Annotated in this window: 14 protein-coding genes, 1 CRISPR repeat array and 1 other annotated feature; of the genes, 6 read left to right on the forward strand and 8 right to left on the reverse strand. The window is 39.3% G+C overall.

From position 1 onward, the window contains the following. Positions 1 to 226: 226 nt before the first annotated feature. Genes GT641_RS07590 through GT641_RS07600 form a run of 3 tightly spaced genes read right to left on the reverse strand, consistent with a single transcriptional unit; the run spans position 227 to position 3,502 of the window. Positions 227 to 925, reverse strand: coding sequence for a CvpA family protein (locus tag GT641_RS07590; protein WP_161117218.1), 699 nt, complete (start codon positions 923 to 925; stop codon positions 227 to 229). Next, a complete protein-coding gene (locus GT641_RS07595) occupies positions 922 to 2,199 on the reverse strand; it encodes a DUF5711 family protein (RefSeq protein WP_161117219.1) in 1,278 nt (425 codons plus the stop codon). Before GT641_RS07595 ends, GT641_RS07590 begins: the two co-directional genes overlap by 4 nt. A gap of 52 nt (positions 2,200 to 2,251) precedes the next feature. Further along, on the reverse strand, positions 2,252 to 3,502 hold the full coding sequence (locus tag GT641_RS07600) for a LysM peptidoglycan-binding domain-containing protein (RefSeq protein ID WP_161117220.1): 1,251 nt from the start codon (positions 3,500 to 3,502) through the stop codon (positions 2,252 to 2,254). A gap of 233 nt (positions 3,503 to 3,735) precedes the next feature. Between GT641_RS07600 and yyaC the strand changes: the two genes are divergently transcribed. Further along, complete coding sequence (gene yyaC, locus GT641_RS07605) at positions 3,736 to 4,311, forward strand: spore protease YyaC (protein WP_119962645.1); 576 nt, start codon at positions 3,736 to 3,738, stop codon at positions 4,309 to 4,311. Here the strand turns inward: yyaC and GT641_RS07610 are convergent. Beyond that, positions 4,290 to 5,405, reverse strand: a complete 1,116-nt coding sequence (locus tag GT641_RS07610) for a hypothetical protein (protein ID WP_161117221.1) — start codon at positions 5,403 to 5,405, stop codon at positions 4,290 to 4,292. The two genes, yyaC and GT641_RS07610, sit on opposite strands and share 22 nt — an antisense overlap. Before the next feature lie 265 nt (positions 5,406 to 5,670). Here GT641_RS07610 and GT641_RS07615 point away from each other — a divergent pair, with 265 nt between their 5' ends. Further along, on the forward strand, positions 5,671 to 6,081 hold the full coding sequence (locus GT641_RS07615) for a CBS domain-containing protein (RefSeq protein WP_008401207.1): 411 nt from the start codon (positions 5,671 to 5,673) through the stop codon (positions 6,079 to 6,081). A 75-nt stretch (positions 6,082 to 6,156) separates the two neighbouring features. Here GT641_RS07615 and GT641_RS07620 read toward each other — a convergent pair whose 3' ends face one another. Both GT641_RS07620 and GT641_RS12985 read right to left on the reverse strand, forming a co-directional pair. Further along, complete coding sequence (locus GT641_RS07620) at positions 6,157 to 7,818, reverse strand: 2-isopropylmalate synthase (protein ID WP_161117222.1); 1,662 nt, start codon at positions 7,816 to 7,818, stop codon at positions 6,157 to 6,159. Between the two features lie 108 nt (positions 7,819 to 7,926). Further along, positions 7,927 to 8,166, reverse strand: a binding site (T-box leader). Positions 8,167 to 8,275: 109 nt separating this feature from the next. Next, on the reverse strand, positions 8,276 to 8,425 hold the full coding sequence (locus tag GT641_RS12985) for a hypothetical protein (RefSeq protein WP_021943377.1): 150 nt from the start codon (positions 8,423 to 8,425) through the stop codon (positions 8,276 to 8,278). Between the two features lie 227 nt (positions 8,426 to 8,652). On the opposite strand from GT641_RS12985, the gene GT641_RS07625 reads away from it, so the two are divergent. Next, positions 8,653 to 9,327, forward strand: coding sequence for a uracil-DNA glycosylase (locus GT641_RS07625; RefSeq protein WP_119962642.1), 675 nt, complete (start codon positions 8,653 to 8,655; stop codon positions 9,325 to 9,327). 154 nt (positions 9,328 to 9,481) lie between these two features. Here the strand turns inward: GT641_RS07625 and GT641_RS07630 are convergent, their stop codons facing one another. Further along, on the reverse strand, positions 9,482 to 10,135 hold the full coding sequence (locus GT641_RS07630) for an HD domain-containing protein (RefSeq protein ID WP_243143716.1): 654 nt from the start codon (positions 10,133 to 10,135) through the stop codon (positions 9,482 to 9,484). A 417-nt stretch (positions 10,136 to 10,552) separates the two neighbouring features. Between GT641_RS07630 and GT641_RS07635 the strand changes: the two genes are divergently transcribed. From GT641_RS07635 to GT641_RS07645, 3 genes are all read left to right on the forward strand, one after another. Next, on the forward strand, positions 10,553 to 12,703 hold the full coding sequence (locus GT641_RS07635; RefSeq protein ID WP_161117224.1) for a Tex family protein: 2,151 nt from the start codon (positions 10,553 to 10,555) through the stop codon (positions 12,701 to 12,703). A gap of 565 nt (positions 12,704 to 13,268) precedes the next feature. Further along, the gene (locus GT641_RS07640) at positions 13,269 to 14,360 is read left to right on the forward strand and encodes a fibronectin type III domain-containing protein (protein WP_161117225.1); all 1,092 of its coding nucleotides are present in this window, start codon (positions 13,269 to 13,271) and stop codon (positions 14,358 to 14,360) included. A gap of 193 nt (positions 14,361 to 14,553) precedes the next feature. Continuing rightward, the gene (locus tag GT641_RS07645; RefSeq protein WP_161117226.1) at positions 14,554 to 15,504 is read left to right on the forward strand and encodes a PIN domain-containing protein; all 951 of its coding nucleotides are present in this window, start codon (positions 14,554 to 14,556) and stop codon (positions 15,502 to 15,504) included. Positions 15,505 to 15,613: 109 nt separating this feature from the next. Here the strand turns inward: GT641_RS07645 and GT641_RS07650 are convergent, their stop codons facing one another. Continuing rightward, positions 15,614 to 16,387 carry a hypothetical protein gene (locus GT641_RS07650; protein ID WP_161117227.1) on the reverse strand — a complete coding sequence of 258 codons (774 nt, stop codon included), beginning with the start codon at positions 16,385 to 16,387 and terminating at the stop codon, positions 15,614 to 15,616. A gap of 40 nt (positions 16,388 to 16,427) precedes the next feature. Beyond that, a CRISPR array of direct repeats spans positions 16,428 to 18,032; the repeat unit is 29 nt; unit sequence ATTCACATTCCACCATGTATCTATTAAAA. The last annotated feature ends 1 nt before the right edge of the window (position 18,033 follow it).

The raw sequence follows: 18,033 nt of genomic DNA on the forward strand, positions 1-18,033 counted from the left end.
ACATTCAGTGTTCTTTGTCAACAACTTTTTTAATTTCTTTTTTGATGTTCTGCATGCTTTCCAGATGAGAATCATCACGAAATCATTTGTCGTTGTTTGTTGCCGTCTCGAACAGCAACTCCGATATATTAACACATATCGTTAATGTTTGTCAACAACTTTTTTCGATTATTTTCAATCTTTTTTGTTGTTCAAGCTGTTCTCGCGACCAGCAAATGATACTATACTAAATCTTTTCCAAGATGTCAACTATTATTTTCAAAAAAATGTCTTTTTTGTATATCCATGCCAAAAGTGAACTTTCATCGATCATTTTCATCACTTGCAACGCCCAGTTAAATGTTGAAAGAAGTGTTACAATCCCCATAAATATCCAGACAAACAGCAATGCCTGTCCTGCACCAAATAAAATTCCACCCGCTTTATTAATTCCTTTTACGATCGGAATATAACTTGCCACATCCAGAACTGTAATTAAAATATGAATACACAAAGATAAAATAAAAAATGTAAGTACATACGAAATGCCACGCATAACCATGGCAGTCAAGGTTTCGGCAATATAACCGCATACATTGTTTACACCTGTTTCTAAATACTGCTCCCCGTTACAATTCTCTATCAGCCAGTCTCTGACTCCTGCCGGAAGATCAAGTTTATCGATCAGTTCAATTTCCTGATTCCTGGTGATTTCTTCCGTCTCCTGCGGAAGCTCAAATTTTTTTATTATGTTATTTTTAATGGTTTCATCTAATGCTGTCTGTTCACACAACAATTTGTTAACACCCGGATACAAAAGCGCAGTTAAGAATACTGCCAGCACAATTCCAATTGCACCGGCAGCACTCTTAAATAATCCAATCCTGTATCCACGTAACATAAACAGCAACATAAATGCCGCTATTCCCAGGACTAATAAATTCATTTGTTTTCCTTCTCATTCTTCATGGTAAGTTTTATAATCGTTGTTTCATTTTCAAATATTGCGATATATTCTAATTTATTGCCCGACGGAACAATATCGATCAGATTCTTTCGGAATGTCGTAGAAAATTTCTTTGCACCATTCAGATAGTAAATGCTGCAGTCGAATTCTCCCGCAATAATCAATTCATCTTCCGTTGCATATATTTTTGAAAATGTATTGTTATAGTCTGCCTCTGCGGTCAATTTACCGTTTGTATCATATATATAGATATGGTATCTTCCCGCGGTGGTATCTGCATTCGCAGATATATAGCCTACATAGTGGGAATTTGCAAATACACCTAACATCTCTCTGCCATCCAGACTTATCTCTGCTTTCTCACTCGGTTTTTCATTCATGGAATAGATCACGATTCTATCATCTCCAAAGCAGGCAATCGTGTCATTATCTATAAAATCTACATATGGAAAGATTGTATCATCAAAAGTAAAACCACCCATTAATCGGTCAGCATTCTCGTTTTGTCCTACCGAGCCAAAATTATATGCCGCAAGATAATCCGGTACTGTTGTTCCATCCACCTTTACATAACTGGTAAATAACTTCTGCCCATCGTCCGATACGGCAATATCAAGCGGATAACCACTATTTTCTATAGATGTCTTCATCTCATAGATCTCTTTACTGTCTTTATCATATGCATTGATATAATTCTCATTTTCGCCTGACAGGATCACAACATATACTCCCTGTGAGGCAATATCAATATTTGTAATATCATAATTCAGTGTCTGATTACTGACCTTTCCTGATTTATTAAATACATATACATCTCGTCCGTTCATATCGGCCACAGCCGCATAATCTCCATTTACAACAGCTTGAGGCATCTTCATTGCATAGCTGCAGTCCCAGACGGTATTTCCGGTGGCATCAATATATGCCACACCATCTTTGGTCACTTTTAATACATTATCACTGAACATGATGTAATCTGCAATATTATCTCCATTCGTTTCTACAGACGACACTACATTATATCCCTGATATTCTCTTGTGTTAATATATCTTCTCACAGATACAATCACAACCGCTGCAATTAAGATCACCAATATCACAATAAGGACTTTTACCCTTGCGGAAATTCCCGGTGTTACCTCTATTACATTGCTGTTCTCGTCATCTATCTGTTCTCTCTTCGCCGTCCGTTTTGTCTTTACATGTGCGAAAAGCTTTCTGCGGTTCTTTTTTTCTTCTATTTCCTTTGCCATATGTTACCTCTGTCACTTTATGGAATTTTCTTTCGTGGATAGTATAACATCTTTAGTTTACAGATGGAATAGCTATTTTTTCTCCCGGATAGATAGTATCTCCTTCTTTTATTCCGTTGGCATTCATCAATGCATCTACATAATTGGGAGACTTGTACATTTTTAATGATATACTCATGAGCGTATCTCCTTCTTCAATTGTATAATACTCAACGGCTTCATTGGACATTGTTTCCTGTGTAGATACCTCTTCTGTTCCTGTGCTCGTGGTTTCTACGGTATTCTGCCCCATTTCCTCATTCTTCGTTCCGCTACTGTCTTTTTCCGTATTTTCATCTTTTGTCTCGATTTCAGAAGATACTGTCGAAGCAGCTTCTCTTCCATCTTCGGCATTCTCCTGCCCGACATCTTTTGTATAGACCGTCTGTTCCGTATTGCTGTTTGAAAATACCTGTACATCTGAATCATCATTTTGCAATTCCATCTTTCGTATCGTTGACTCTATATCTTTCATCTTATCATAGTTCCCCGATACAACAACTCCCATCGATAATGCAAATACAGCCGCAAAAGACGCAACCGCATATTTTACATAAGACTTACTTTTCTGATTTTTTTCTTTCTTTTGGGATTCGCCTCGCATTGTCTGAAAATTCTTTACAAGCTCTGCATCTTTTCGCAGTGTCGCCTGATCCTTGTCCTCCGTCGTCATGTTTTTGCGGCTGATAATATAATTCTGCATAGCTTCATTTCGAACATAATATATATAATATCCCCGTTGCCGCATCAAGTGATTTTTCTCACACACATAAAAAGCATCATCACATTCTAAGGAATCCATGACAAACAACACCTTATCCCTTCCCCTGAAATTCTCCAGATGCAGTCTTGTGATTTTTTCATTGATATCTGTGGAAAATCCCATGCGCGAAAGAAACCATCCGACAACTGACAGATTTTCAAAATATTTGTTGATCTCCGCATAAAGCCCGCTCCAAATATGATCATCAAATTTGATCTGATCCACATCAAATTCCAGATTCTGTGCCTCTACCGCTCCACTGATAAATAACGTCTCCGTATCACCATCTTTAAAGTACTCTCCAAGCAGGATAGCTCCCCGGGAGGTCGTATTACCCGGCTCTGCGATCTTACGCAGGAATGTCATTACATAATCTTCTATGTATATTTTCTTCTTATCCGGAGCATTTCCTATCTGTCTGATATTTTTCGGCATTTTGTAATGTATTTCATTTTTTCCGTTTTTCTCCGCTGTAGTCTTGTCATACACGATCTCTATCATGATTACACTCCCCCATAATTATTATTGGCTCCGGCTCATTCCGAAAGCACTCTTTTTAGATTTGTTCTGATAATAGCATTTGGGAAAGTCTGTACTTATCAAATTTTGTCAACATATATGGCAATCTATATTTTTTCTTTTTGAGTATTTCGACATTTTATTTTTCGGTTTTGTGTAAACTTTATCAATCCGGGTAATACTTTATAGTAAGATATACTTTTGGGAAGGTGTTTATGAATATCAGTAAGAAAGTAAAAAAACGGAAAACCGAATACTTCAATCCGGCCCGAAGCCATACCTGTCACGAGCTAGGTAACCGGATCGTAGAATTAATCCATGATATGGAAGGTTATGGCAAAGATATAATCGTAATCTGCATCGGAACAGACCGCGCTACCGGAGATGCACTCGGTCCTCTGGTCGGCGACTACATCCTTGCGCACGATACCGCCTATCAGGTTGCAGGAACACTGGAATATCCGGTTCACGCACTTAATATCCGTGATACGATCGACCATATCTACGAAGATTTTGACGATCCTTTTGTAATCGCCGTAGATGCATCTCTTGGCATGTCCAAAGATATGGGAATGGTTACGATCACGAACTCCCACCTGTTTCCGGGAAAAGGTGTGAACAAAAAACTTCCGGCAATAGGCGATATGTCTATTACCGGAATCGTTAATCTCTCCGGGAATGCCGGAGCAAATCTACTCCAGAATACCCGATTATATACAGTTAAACAGATGGCCGAATACATTGGAAGAGCACTCGTCTATGCCGATCATCATCTGTCATCTCCTTTATAAACTTTGATAGCCTCAGCTACTGTACTTGCTGATCCTTCTTCCATGATTGAGATCAGATCAGATAATTTTTCTTCTGTACAAAAGTCCTTTCCGAGATATGTTTCATATTTGTTCGTGATCATAAGCTCATATTCGGATATCTTCTTCTGCGTATCACCGAAATCATTTTCCAGTGTATCACGTTCGGATTTCAATCGATCCATTTTCTCTTTTCTGCGTCCGGTGATCTCATCCGTAATCAACTGTTTGGTTTCTTTCTCGAAGGTACGAAGCGCATCCAGTTTTTCATCACTGATCACTCCACCCGCATCTTCTAACTCCTGAATCTTTTTATCATATTTACCCAGTCTGTAAATGCTCTCATCCTTATCCTTTGCAATTGAATTCTTGATCGCTTTTACAGCCTTCTCATTGGCTATGATCTTATCGCGGGTTCTTCTTCCCTCCCGGATCAAATCTCTATGTTTCACCTTTGTCAGGTTAAATACAATGAAATAAATAATAAACTCAGTGATTATGATCAGTGCTGCAATCAGCACACACATTGCAGTATGGTTTCCTGTCTTGAACTTTGTATTCATTAAAATCGCAATCACTGCTGCCGGAATTCCTCCGCATGTAACCAAAAGAATTACAAGCAGCTCAAGAAATTCACTCATGCCTTTGGGGGAAAACAGGCAATAATATATCTTCGTATTACAAAAGGCCGGAACATGATTCTTTTTGAATAAAGTCTTGATAGCTGCATTCAGCTGACGATTCTCCTCCCGGATATCTGCCGTCTCCTTATTGATCCGATCTTCCATTCTCTGGCTTTTCTTTTTATCCTTCTTCGTCTGCACCTGACGGATCTTAGAATTATTTACATCGATCTGTCTGTCATAGCTTGCAGCGATCTGTTCTTTTCTTTTTTTTAATGTGGCACTGATCTCATCACCGGTTGCCCGTTCTTCCCGGACGATAGCCCGTTTATTCTTCTTCTGGAGCAGCTTGATCTCCTCCAGCTTATCTTTTAAATCTTCTAATTCGGAGATTGTATCACGCGCTTCGATCAGGTATTCCTGGTCTTCATCATATACGTTATCCGCAGCCATAGCTTTCCTCCTGTCTGTAAATGTGCACGCACAAGCCTACACTTATATTTATTTTAACAAATAACACCTTATTAAACAACCCGAAGTTTTTTCTATGTTCTTTCTGAAATCTGTCACACTTTTTTCAAACAAAATTAAGAGAATGTAAATTGCAAACCCTGTTGACATCTTCTATAATAGATACAGGCACGAATAATAAACCATTGCCGCTGATCACCAATAATACAAAGTTATATTTTACATAAAGGAGGATTTTCCCTGACCTATGAATATTTTATTTTTTCTGACTCCTAAGAGCGAGGTTGCATTTATAGAAAGCACATTTACTTTAAGACAGATTCTTGAAAAGATGGAGATCCATCGATATTCAGCAATCCCGATTCTGTCGGGTAACGGCGAATATGTCGGAACAATCACCGAGGGTGATATCCTCTGGTTCTGTAAGAAAAACGGATTGAACCATCTGTCCGAATCCGAAGATATCCGTTTGTCCGACATTCCGAAAAAATTCGAATATGCTTCCGTATCAATCAACTCAAATATGGAAGATCTGATCGCCCGTGCGATGGCACAGAACTTCGTTCCTGTAGTAGACGACCACAACAAATTCATCGGTATCGTAACCCGAAAAGATATCATCGGCTACTGCTATAAAAAGCTGAGCCAAACTTCATAATTTTTTCAAAAGCACTAAAATAAAAAGCCATCCAACCGATACTATTATTGTACCGGCTGAATGGCTTTTTATTTATTATAACACGCCTGTTCTGTTGATTGCTGAGATTAAAGCATATACAGATGCATCAATAATATCATCCTTAATGCCTGCACCCCAGGTAACTGTTCCGTCTTTTCCTTCCAGACCTACATAAGCGACTGCCTGTGAGTTAGAGCCTACCTGTAATGCATGCTCCTCATAGCAGATGATCTTGAAGTCAATGTCAAAATGCTTCTTAATTGCATTACTGACAGCATCCAGACGACCATTTCCTTTACCATGATATACTTTCTTTTCGCCATATTTCATGATCGTGATCTCAGTTGAGATTCCATCTCCCTGAACGAAATGACACTCCAACATCCGAACAGGATTTTCTATATTGACATATGTACTCTGGAAAATATCCAAAACTTCGGTAGCGGATAATTCCTTATGTGCCTTATCAGATACATCTTTAACTGTATAACCAAGATCCTCACGGAATTTTGGCGGAAGGTCAAAACCGTACTTGGACTGGAGAATATAACCGATACCTCCCTTTCCTGACTGGCTGTTGATACGGATAACATCTCCATCATATTTTCTTCCGATATCCTCCGGATTCAGTGGAAGATATGGTACTGTCCACATACCATCTCCCTGATCCTCTCTGTACTTCATACCCTTTGCTATCGCATCCTGATGAGAACCTGAAAATGCTGCAAAGACTAATTTTCCCGTATATGGAGAACGCTCATATACATGCATATTTGTTACGCGTTCATATAATTCTGTCAGCTTTGGAATATCAGACAGATCAAGTTCAGGATCTACTCCATGTGTGAACATATTCATCGCAAGTGTGATGATATCTACATTACCGGTTCTCTCACCATTTCCAAATAAAGTTCCTTCGATTCTGTCTGCACCTGCAAGAATACCAAGCTCTGCATCTGCTACGCCACATCCACGGTCATTATGCGGATGTAAGGACAGGATAACATTTTCTCTGTCAATCAAATGTTCACTCATGTACTCAATCTGGCTTGCATACACATGCGGAAGTGACATTTCTACAGTTGCAGGAAGGTTAATAATAACCTTACGATCCGGAGTAGGCTTCCATTCTTTGATAACTGCATTACATACGTCCAATGCATAGTCAATCTCTGTTCCGGTAAAGCTCTCCGGTGAATACTCAAACGGATAATTTACCCCGTGCTCTTCTGCCATCTGGTTCAACAATTTTGCCCCATCAACCGCAAGCTGTAAGATCTCTTCTTTTGATTTCTTAAATACCTGTGTTCTCTGTGCATAGGATGTCGAATTATACAAGTGAACGATCGCATGCTTTGCGCCGTCAATTGCTTCAAATGTTTTCTTAATGATATGCGGTCTTGCCTGTGTCAGCACCTGAATGGTTACATCATCCGGTATCATATTCTTCTCAATCAGGGTACGGCAGAACTCATATTCTGTTTCCGATGCTGCAGGGAAACCAATCTCGATCTCTTTGAAACCGATCCGTACAAGTTCTTTGAAGAACTCCAGTTTCTCATCCAGATTCATTGGAACGATCAGTGCCTGATTACCGTCTCTTAAATCTACACTACACCAGATCGGTGCCTTATCAATATACTCTTTTTCTACCCATTTTACAGACTTTTCCGGTGGCATATAATAGCCTCTTTTGTAATGCTCAAAATTCTTCATGTTTAACCTCCTGTTTCTGTTTTCTGTATAAGCTCCTGTAACGGCTTTTGTTCTTCTATTCATATATTACATAAAATATGGCAATAAAAAAACCTACATCTCATCACCTATAGAGACGTAAGTTATACGCGGTACCACTCTATTTCATACATGTTGTATGCTCTCGTTACAGATACAGATATGAATCTCTTATATCCTCCTGCTATAATGGGCAGGCTCCATCCCATCCTACTTCCTTTCAGCGGGCTACTCTGAGGCGAGTTCAAATCTGTTCCACTGCTGTCTCACACCAACCGACAACTCTCTGAATGCTTCATAGATTCTACTATTCCTCTTCATCGTATTATCTGTATCGACTTTAACACAGTGTCTCGCTGTCTGTCAACCCCATTTTTGCAGAAAAAATATGCACGCGGTAACTGTTCTTCCTGTACCCGCGTGCAAAGGATTGTCATTCCTACCATACAATATGACGTTTGTTCTTCAAGAGACAACCGCCCGATGCGATCATCAATATACCGGATGCAAGTCCAAGCACCAGAACGACTACGCCTAATGCAATATTTATTGCGCCTGAAGTTTTCATTGTCTTATATGCTTTCTCCATTTTCAGCACCCCTTCTGCAAAAATTTCATTTGAAAAGATGATACCACAAAGTCTCTCACCTGACAATGTTTCAGAGTAAAATTACGCCTTAAAATTTACATTAAATATTGTTTATGTTACACTGTTTTTAAACGAACACATAGGATGCTCTTTTCATTTTCAGAATGCAGCATGTCGTCCCGAAATGAAAAATGTATCCTTTACACTATAGATAAGGAGTCTGAATTATGCCAGCTATTTCAAATGACTGGGCTCCGGAACTGAAGCCCGAATATAAAAAAGAATATTATAAAGAACTGTTTAACTTTGTCGGACATGAATATGCCACAAGAGAAATCTTTCCACCTGCCGATGATATATTCAATGCATTTCATCTGACACCATTGTCAAAGGTCAAATGTGTCATTATCGGTCAGGATCCCTACCATAATGTAGGTCAGGCGCATGGCCTGAGCTTCAGTGTAAAGCCGGGAGTCGATATCCCGCCTTCTCTTGCCAATATTTATCAGGAGCTTCACGATGACCTTGGCTGCTATATTCCAAATAATGGTTATCTCGTTAAATGGGCGGAGCAGGGTGTCCTTATGTTAAATGCTGTTCTGACCGTACGGGCACATCAGGCGAATTCTCATCAAGGACATGGCTGGGAACAATTTACAGACGCCTGCATGGAGATCTTAAACCGTCAGGATCGCCCGATCGTATTCATCTTATGGGGCTCGTATGCGCAAAGAAAAGCTTCGATGTTAAACAATCCGAACCATCTGATCTTAAAGGCTCCGCATCCAAGTCCGTTATCGGTCTATCGTGGATTCTGGGGAAGCAAGCCCTTCAGCAAAACGAACAACTTCCTGATCGAGCACGGTGTTGAACCGATCGACTGGCAGATTGAAAACATATGACAATAAATCTGCCAAGCAAATAAGCAACGTGTCTGTATAAAGACAACGTTGCTTATTTATTTGGCAGATAAACAGATATGAGTAAGAAGGGCGAATAGCCCGGAGTGCGAATAGCTGTACGATTTCGAAAGTCCGACGGACGGAGAAATCAGTATTATTGAATTGTCTCCCGCTTCTTATCCAGTTCTGCCTGAACAACAGCAAGCTGTTCGATAATTTTATCTTTTAACATAGATATCTCGGTAGCATAGTCCTCTCCGAGATTGTCTTTTACCTGCTCTAACCGGTCAAGGATATCGGTATAAGTCTGATTTACTTTTCTCTGGATCCATTTGCGATTGGATACAAAAAGGATAGTTCTTAGATTATGCAGTCTGTCTGCAAGCTTGATCATGACCACCTGTGCCGGAGCGTGGTCAAATAGACGTTTTGAATAGTCGGAGAAGGTCTCTCCTTCGAGTTTACTTAATAAATATACATGATCCCTGATATCCGTACCAAAGATCTGTTCAATATCTTCAAATGTACAGTCCGTATCTTCTACCGTATCATGCAGTAATGCAGCTACAAGTACAGTTTTATCCTCTACATGACATTCGTCTCTTAATATATGATAAACGCCAAGAATATGTTCATCATAATACGGCACTTTGCCATCTCTGCCAAGGCGCGTCTGTCCCTGATGCCATCGCTTCGCAAATGCCATCGCAGTCTCAACACGATCTGCCTGACAACTGCCATCTTCTATATAAGAAACTGTTTCATCTCTGTCTGCTGTATTTGTAAAACCCTGCATGTTCTGCTCCATTCCATACCCTCGGGGCATTTTTTAGATATAACCGGACATGTCCACCCGCACCTTGTGTCTGTTTCAGTATAACACAGCCGCACATATCTTTCCAGCGAATCTGTCATTTTATAGATACTTCATTTTTACATCTGCTGCGTTTTTCTGTTTTGTACTTTTCCATAATTTGTCTGTCTCCATGCTTGAATCCTACCGAAATTTCGCATATACTAGATTCTGCTTTACCGTAATATGCAACTATACAATGTTCCAACCTGTCTGTACGGGTTGCAGCAAGCGGACTCGAACGCACAATATATGTCATTGCACTATATTCGGTTGTTCTCGTATCACCAGATCCGCATCAGAGCACACATTATATACATGACATTTCCTGTTACGGTGAATGATACAAATTAAGAAAGAGGTTTCACGATTATGGATATTATTTTGAAGATCAGTCAGGAACTTATGTGCCGGCAGGAGCAGGTAGCCGCTGCCGTTAAACTGATAGATGAGGGAAACACTATCCCTTTTATTGCACGATACAGAAAAGAAGCTACCGGTTCTTTAAACGATGAGCAGCTTCGTACTCTGGATGAACGTCTTACTTACCTCAGAGGACTGGAAGAACGAAAAGAAAAGGTCATTGCTACGATTGAAGAACAAGGCATGCTGACCGACGAACTGAAGCAGTCCATTCTGGCTGCCGAAACTCTGGTAGCTGTCGAGGATCTGTACCGCCCATATAAGCCAAAGAGAAAAACTCGTGCCACGATCGCACAGAGCAAGGGACTTACAGGGCTTGCAAATATCATCTCCCTGCAAATGACAAATAAGCCGATCACGGAAGAAGCCCTCGCCTATGTATCAGAAGAAAAAGAAGTTCACTCCCCTGAAGAAGCAATTGCAGGAGCTATGGACATTATCGCAGAATCCATTTCGGATAATGCAGAATATCGAACCGAGATACGAAACCGAACAATGGATAAGGGAGTTCTTATAACTACCGCAAAAGATCCGGAAGCAGAATCCGTATATGAAATGTATTATGATTTCAGCACTCCCGTCCGCAAGATGACCGGATATCGTACACTCGCCATTAATCGTGGTGAAAAGGAAAAATTTCTCTCCGTTAAGATCGACGCACCGGCCGACGAGATCATCGGTTATCTAATCCGTGAAGTGGTCGTACGGGATAATCCGAATACAAATGACATCTTAAAAGACGCGATTGCCGACAGCTACGAACGTCTGATCGCTCCATCCATTGAACGTGATATCCGAAGCAGTCTGACCGAAGCTGCCGAAGATGGTGCGATCAAAGTATTCGGCAGTAATTTAAAACAGCTCTTAATGCAGCCACCGATCAACGGCCATGTCGTACTTGGCTGGGATCCTGCATTCCGTACCGGATGTAAGCTGGCAGTCGTTGATGCAACGGGAAAGGTACTCACTACGAAAGTCATCTACCCGACTGCTCCTCAGAATAAGGTGGAAGAATCAAAGAAGATCTTAAAGGATCTGATCAAAAAATATAACATCTCGCTGATCTCTGTCGGGAACGGAACCGCTTCCCGTGAGTCCGAGGCGATCATTGCCGATCTTATCCATGAGCTGGATACAAAGGTTCAGTATGTAATCGTAAATGAAGCCGGAGCATCCGTCTACTCGGCAAGCAAGCTTGCAACAGAAGAATTTCCAAGCTTTGATGTCGGTCAGCGTAGTGCCGCTTCAATCGCAAGAAGACTTCAGGATCCGCTTGCCGAGCTGGTCAAGATCGATCCGAAAGCGATCGGTGTCGGTCAGTACCAGCACGATATGAACCAAAAGAAGCTGACAGAAGCGTTAGACGCTGTTGTCGAAGATTCTGTAAACCAGGTCGGCGTTGATTTAAACACAGCTTCTGCTCCTCTGATGGAGCATATCTCGGGTATTACAAAAACACTGGCAAAGAATATCATAGAATACCGTGAAGCAAACGGTCGCTTTACAAATAGAAAAGAACTGTTAAAGGTTGCAAAGCTTGGTCCGAAAGCCTTTGAACAGTGTGCCGGATTTATGAGGATCTCAGGTGGTACAAATCCGCTTGATGCTACCTCTGTCCATCCGGAAAGCTACGAGATTGCCGAAACACTGATCCGGCATCTCGGATATTCCATGGATGATCTTGCATCCGGTCAGTTAAAGGGTATCACAAAAGCCGCAGGCGATATCAAAGCACTCGCAAAAGAACTGGGCGTCGGAACCGTAACAGTTACCGACCTTGTAAAAGAGCTGGAAAAACCTGCAAGAGATCCTCGAAGTGAAATGCCAAAGCCGATCCTGCGTGGGGACATCCTTGAAATGAAGGACTTAAAGGAAGGCATGATCTTAAAGGGCACAGTCCGTAATGTAATCGACTTCGGTGCATTTGTAGATATCGGTGTTCATCAGGACGGTCTGGTTCATATCTCTCAGATGTCGGATAAATTCATCAAGCACCCATTGGATGTTGTAAGTGTCGGTGATATCGTAACAGTTAAGGTTATGGGCGTGGATCTTGCAAAGAAACGAATCCAGCTCACTATGAAAGGGATTGAAGGGTAAGTCGTTTTATCAAACAGCAACTCTCTCTGAATGAATTTTTATATCTTTAACAATTCTATTTTTATATCAACATGCCGCAATTCGTCAGCAAGCTTCATCATAGAATCTTGCCGGAATATGCGGCATGTTTAATGTATCTGCAACACGTATAATTTCTTAGGCTTTTCGTCATTTTGACGATAATCTTTCAGTACCGAAACAGCATATGTATATGGTATAATTTATATAAGCACATCAAGCGAATGATGTGTCGGAATTTAGGGTTATGGAGACCGTATATACAGGCATAAAGTTTATCTTTTATATTCAGCCTTTAACCGGTGGACTATATCTTGTAAATGACGCACTTCATTTTCTATTCGATGCATATGTCTTTTTCGTAAATACTCCTGTGCCAACTCGCCTTCGGCTCAAACAGGCACCCGTATTTACTGACAATATGCATCTCATTACGAAAGCCTCGTGTATGTCATATTACAAGATATAGTCCACCAGTCACAGGCTGAACATAAAAATAAATCAAATATAAACTGTATATATCGGACAAAGAAAGGAGTTGAAGGTTATGAACAAAAAGATTATCAGTCTCATACTCATGTTTGTTATGATCGGGGAGCTCATGTTTACAAGCATGCCGGCAGCAAAAGCCAGTGGCTATCTTGAAATAAAGGCAACCGCTACATCGATGACCTCGGTAAAAATAACATGGAAAGCACAAAAAGGAGTTACTCAGTATAAAATCTATCGTGCCACAGAAAACAAAAACGGAAATGTCGGCAAATATAAGGTGGTAGCAACCATCTCCGGCAAGAAGAAAAGTTACACCGACAAGAAATTAAAAACAGAGAAAACTTACAGCTACATGGTTCGTGGCTATAAGAATAAAAAATGTGTAATTAAAACCGGAGTTCCAGAATCTGCCTATACCGGACTGACATGTTCATTTGACGAATACCAGTTTGCAGAAGCCCCAAGAAGCCCAAAGTCGATCACGCTGAAATTATACAGTTCAGGCGGCGTACTTCCAACCGGATATGAAATCTACCGGAAAGAAATGGGAATCTCAGGTTACAAAAAAATCGCAACAACCAAAAAAAGTGTAACCAGCCTGAGCTATAAAGACAAAACCGTAAAAGCGGGTAAGACATATCGCTACAAGGTCAGAACTTATCTTAAGGTCGGCAAGAAGAAATATTACAGTGCTTTTACGGACTACGAACAGATATCTGCAACAAACCGAAGCGGTAAATATACGTTCAAATTTGACAACAGTGTAAAATGTGCTGATAACGAAACAGTATATAAGATTACCAGCAAAGCCTATAATGACACATTAAAATTATATGACAATGCTGTACTGACGATTGAGCTGGGCGATGGTTCGACCATTGAAACAGGTGTTGATATCATTTCCTATCGCAAGGGTGATGGCACCTGGAAGAAATACAAAAGCAACCAGAGTCTGACCCTTAAGGCAAACGGAACACTCTGGCTCAAGGTTCGGGCTACACAAGATGTAAAGATTAAGAATCTCAAAAATGTAGAGTCCTATGAACTGAATATGGATGTTACTTATGGAGGAATAAGCAGCTTCCTCTGGGCTTACCCTTATGCCGGTACAGCTAAGACTGTTATGAATTCAGAAGCGATCCATTAAATAACCGCATAATATAAAGTACCTCTGCTCCATGGTGGTTATATGATACAAGACAGAATTTCTGAAATGTATTGCATATGAAACTACTATGGAGTGGAGGTGTTTTTTTGCCGACATTTATGTTGATATTTTCTTGTTCAGTTCGATAAAATTATATGCTATACTTATTTCGTTCTGGTTAAACGAGGTGATCATGAGAAATATATTTTTTGTAGATAGTGAGAATGTCGGTGATTCCTGGATACAACTATTTGATTATCTGAATGACGATGACTGTATCCTTGTATTCTACACCGATAAATCTCCTAACATGTCCTATGCAAATGTTGTCGCATTGAAACAGTCCCCTTTTGAACCTGAGTTCATCCTCTGTGAAAACGGAACTGATAATGCCTTAGATTTTCAACTTGTAACCTACCTTGGTTCGTATACAGTTAAAAATCCGGACGACAACCTCATCATTGTTTCAAAAGATAAAGGTTTTGACAGCGTGGTACATTTCTGGACGGAACGCGGATACCATGTATGTCGCAAGGCTCCCTCCATTTTCCACACACTGGCAAATGAACTATCTGTGCAAAAGCCACTTCTTCCTGCAATTCCAGCTTTTGCTGCAGTACCGGAAAGTATTGATGATTCAGTAATAAAGGCAGAAAATCTAAAGCCGGACGTGATCGTAGAAGCCACTCCCGCTGCGAATCCTGTCAAAATTGCTGTTTCTGCTAAGATTGATAAACAGGCTGCTATTCCAGAAGCTGTATCTACGCCGCTGTATGATAAGGAACAGGTCGATACATTACTTTCCTGTGTCGGGAAAAGTAATCTATCCGCCATCCACAACATACTTATATCAATCTACGGTCAGGAAAAAGGAAGTTATATTTATGGTATAGTAAAAAGTTCATCCTACGAGATACCAAAGGTCAACTGGCAAAAGAAAACAAAATACCGAAAATTCTTATCGATTGTTTACTCTAATGCCGGTATTGCTCTCATTGATGATTTCTATAAAAAACTATACCCGCATAAAGCAAACCTTCGGGAAATTCACAACCTCTTCGTGACCAAGTATGGTCAGGAAAAGGGTACCGAATACTATCGCTACTATAAATCGCATGCAGAATTTCTGCAGAAGACATTCTAGCATGTAATAAAAAGGAACCAGAACAAAGCTCTCCCCACCACAGAAGCTGAATCGCATATAGGGGATGTGGTAAGTAAGGCTGTGGTGGGGGGAGGATGTACATGTGCTACTACTTTTTGATCTCAGTGTTACATTTGTATTTGTATCTATATGGTCTTATTAAATTCTCATATAATTTATAACTGCATATATCTATATAGCTTACTTCTTGTTCTTTTATGGTTGTATAGCAAATCAGTCTGGGATTCTCCTTTATATAGCACTGCTTCTCAAAATCCCATTCACATATAAACACCTTTTCAAATGGTGATTTCTCTATAACCCTAAGAAAATAATCCGTAACACCGTTTCTTTCTTTTGTTTTTAACAGATGTTCCATACAATCAAATTCATCATCTAAAACAAATATAAACAAGTCCGTATCCCCTTTAGGATGTAATTTTTCCTTTTTCTTTATTCCCGCAATAATATTATCTATATCAGCTTCTATCACTGGTATATCCGATTTAAATTCTGAGGGCTGCCCATCTTTGTAATTAAAACTTTTCGCAAGAAGTCGTTTATCTTTATCGAATTGACATTTTCCTTCTTCTGTAAATGAACCATCGATATTTCTTTCATAATCCAATGCAATAAAACGCATTTGCGCTTCACTTATTTCCTGTAATTTCTCCGTTTTCTCTCTAATAGATAATCTATCAAATTGTGTTGGAGATTTTGCTATTTTATTATTATGTTGCGTATGTGTTACTTCTAAATAATTTCCTCCTTGAAATTTTAGATCAGGCATACTCTTACTTGAATTATCATCATAATATTGATTGTCAAATATATAGCCTTTTAATTGTAAAATCTCCTTCGCTTCCTGTTCTCCTTGTTTCATTTTATTTTTTCCCCTTTTATGTTAATTATATTTTCTTTGTTATCATTCCACACTATATATCTATTAAAACTGATATTTGTTATTGTATTTACAGCTACGTTATAAATTCACATTCCACCATGTATCTATTAAAACCTGGATCTGTTCCTTTGTGGCATCTGATAATGTCTTATTCACATTCCACCATGCATCTATTAAAACTTGACGAACGTATAGAAGAATTAGTAGAAAAGAAATTCACATTCCACCATGTATCTATTAAAACGAACTATACCATGCTTGATAACTTAAAGCTTGGTTAATTCACATTCCACCATGTATCTATTAAAACACCTCGCATTTATGACAATGGATCAAACGATAGAAAATTCACATTCCACCATGTATCTATTAAAACCAAGTAAATTAAAAAAAATAATATCTTTTATGCTTGATTCACATTCCACCATGTATCTATTAAAACAGATCAGCCGCGCGAAGATATTACTATTTTTGTCAATTCACATTCCACCATGTATCTATTAAAACAAAAAACGCTTGACGATGAGGGAAGTATATCACTTGAATTCACATTCCACCATGTATCTATTAAAACTCCACCATACAACACTTTTCCAGCTACTTTTATTTGATTCACATTCCACCATGTATCTATTAAAACCCATCTTAAACGACTGCTTGCCAAATAAATATTCCATTCACATTCCACCATGTATCTATTAAAACAAGGGATGAAAGGATGATGCATCATTATGAAAATAATTCACATTCCACCATGTATCTATTAAAACTGTGATATTTACCCCGGACAATGTGATTTCATACAAATTCACATTCCACCATGTATCTATTAAAACTCTGAAATCACGTCTTACATATCCTGTTGATGTGAGATTCACATTCCACCATGTATCTATTAAAACAGATAAAGCGGACATTGTTTTGTCAGTAATTGATGTAATTCACATTCCACCATGTATCTATTAAAACAATTCTGCATAGCTACTTCCATTCGTACTGTAGCTACATTCACATTCCACCATGTATCTATTAAAACTTATCGACAAAAAAAATTAACTTATGATAAACTGATTCACATTCCACCATGTATCTATTAAAACCACAAATGCTATCGCATATTCCTTTTTCCGGAACTGAATTCACATTCCACCATGTATCTATTAAAACTACTGTCCGAGATTGACCTACAGACATTTTTTCAAATTCACATTCCACCATGTATCTATTAAAACAAAATCCGTATAACGGGTTTGCCCCCTGCACAAACATTCACATTCCACCATGTATCTATTAAAACCAAAAAAATTCAGCAGGAAGCATTGAATAAAATGCATTCACATTCCACCATGTATCTATTAAAACATGAGACGGCAAAAGTCGCGCAGGTCACTGGACCGTATTCACATTCCACCATGTATCTATTAAAACGCATTAAATAAAATGCTGGAAAGGGCTATGAAGTGAATTCACATTCCACCATGTATCTATTAAAACTTCCGGCAGACTATGAAAAGCCTTTAGATAAGGGAATTCACATTCCACCATGTATCTATTAAAACAATTATTGAAAAAAAAATGGCTACATCATAACCACGATTCACATTCCACCATGTATCTATTAAAAC

The organism is Clostridium sp. BIOML-A1 (assembly GCF_009874105.1).
In the GTDB taxonomy this organism is placed as follows: domain Bacteria; phylum Bacillota; class Clostridia; order Lachnospirales; family Lachnospiraceae; genus Coprococcus.

What these genes read in the sequence shown, in the direction of transcription:
- GT641_RS07620 (WP_161117222.1), bottom strand. Translation starts at nt 7,818, where the DNA reads ATGAAGAATTTTGAGCATTACAAAAGAGGCTATTATATGCCACCGGAA.
- GT641_RS07610 (WP_161117221.1), bottom strand. Translation starts at nt 5,405, where the DNA reads ATGGCTGCGGATAACGTATATGATGAAGACCAGGAATACCTGATCGAA.
- GT641_RS12985 (WP_021943377.1), bottom strand. Translation starts at nt 8,425, where the DNA reads ATGGAGAAAGCATATAAGACAATGAAAACTTCAGGCGCAATAAATATT.
- GT641_RS07635 (WP_161117224.1), top strand. Translation starts at nt 10,553, where the DNA reads ATGGATATTATTTTGAAGATCAGTCAGGAACTTATGTGCCGGCAGGAG.
- GT641_RS07630 (WP_243143716.1), bottom strand. Translation starts at nt 10,135, where the DNA reads ATGGAGCAGAACATGCAGGGTTTTACAAATACAGCAGACAGAGATGAA.
- GT641_RS07615 (WP_008401207.1), top strand. Translation starts at nt 5,671, where the DNA reads ATGAATATTTTATTTTTTCTGACTCCTAAGAGCGAGGTTGCATTTATA.
- GT641_RS07625 (WP_119962642.1), top strand. Translation starts at nt 8,653, where the DNA reads ATGCCAGCTATTTCAAATGACTGGGCTCCGGAACTGAAGCCCGAATAT.
- GT641_RS07650 (WP_161117227.1), bottom strand. Translation starts at nt 16,387, where the DNA reads ATGAAACAAGGAGAACAGGAAGCGAAGGAGATTTTACAATTAAAAGGC.
- GT641_RS07595 (WP_161117219.1), bottom strand. Translation starts at nt 2,199, where the DNA reads ATGGCAAAGGAAATAGAAGAAAAAAAGAACCGCAGAAAGCTTTTCGCA.
- GT641_RS07590 (WP_161117218.1), bottom strand. Translation starts at nt 925, where the DNA reads ATGAATTTATTAGTCCTGGGAATAGCGGCATTTATGTTGCTGTTTATG.
- GT641_RS07600 (WP_161117220.1), bottom strand. Translation starts at nt 3,502, where the DNA reads ATGATAGAGATCGTGTATGACAAGACTACAGCGGAGAAAAACGGAAAA.
- GT641_RS07640 (WP_161117225.1), top strand. Translation starts at nt 13,269, where the DNA reads ATGAACAAAAAGATTATCAGTCTCATACTCATGTTTGTTATGATCGGG.
- yyaC (WP_119962645.1), top strand. Translation starts at nt 3,736, where the DNA reads ATGAATATCAGTAAGAAAGTAAAAAAACGGAAAACCGAATACTTCAAT.
- GT641_RS07645 (WP_161117226.1), top strand. Translation starts at nt 14,554, where the DNA reads ATGAGAAATATATTTTTTGTAGATAGTGAGAATGTCGGTGATTCCTGG.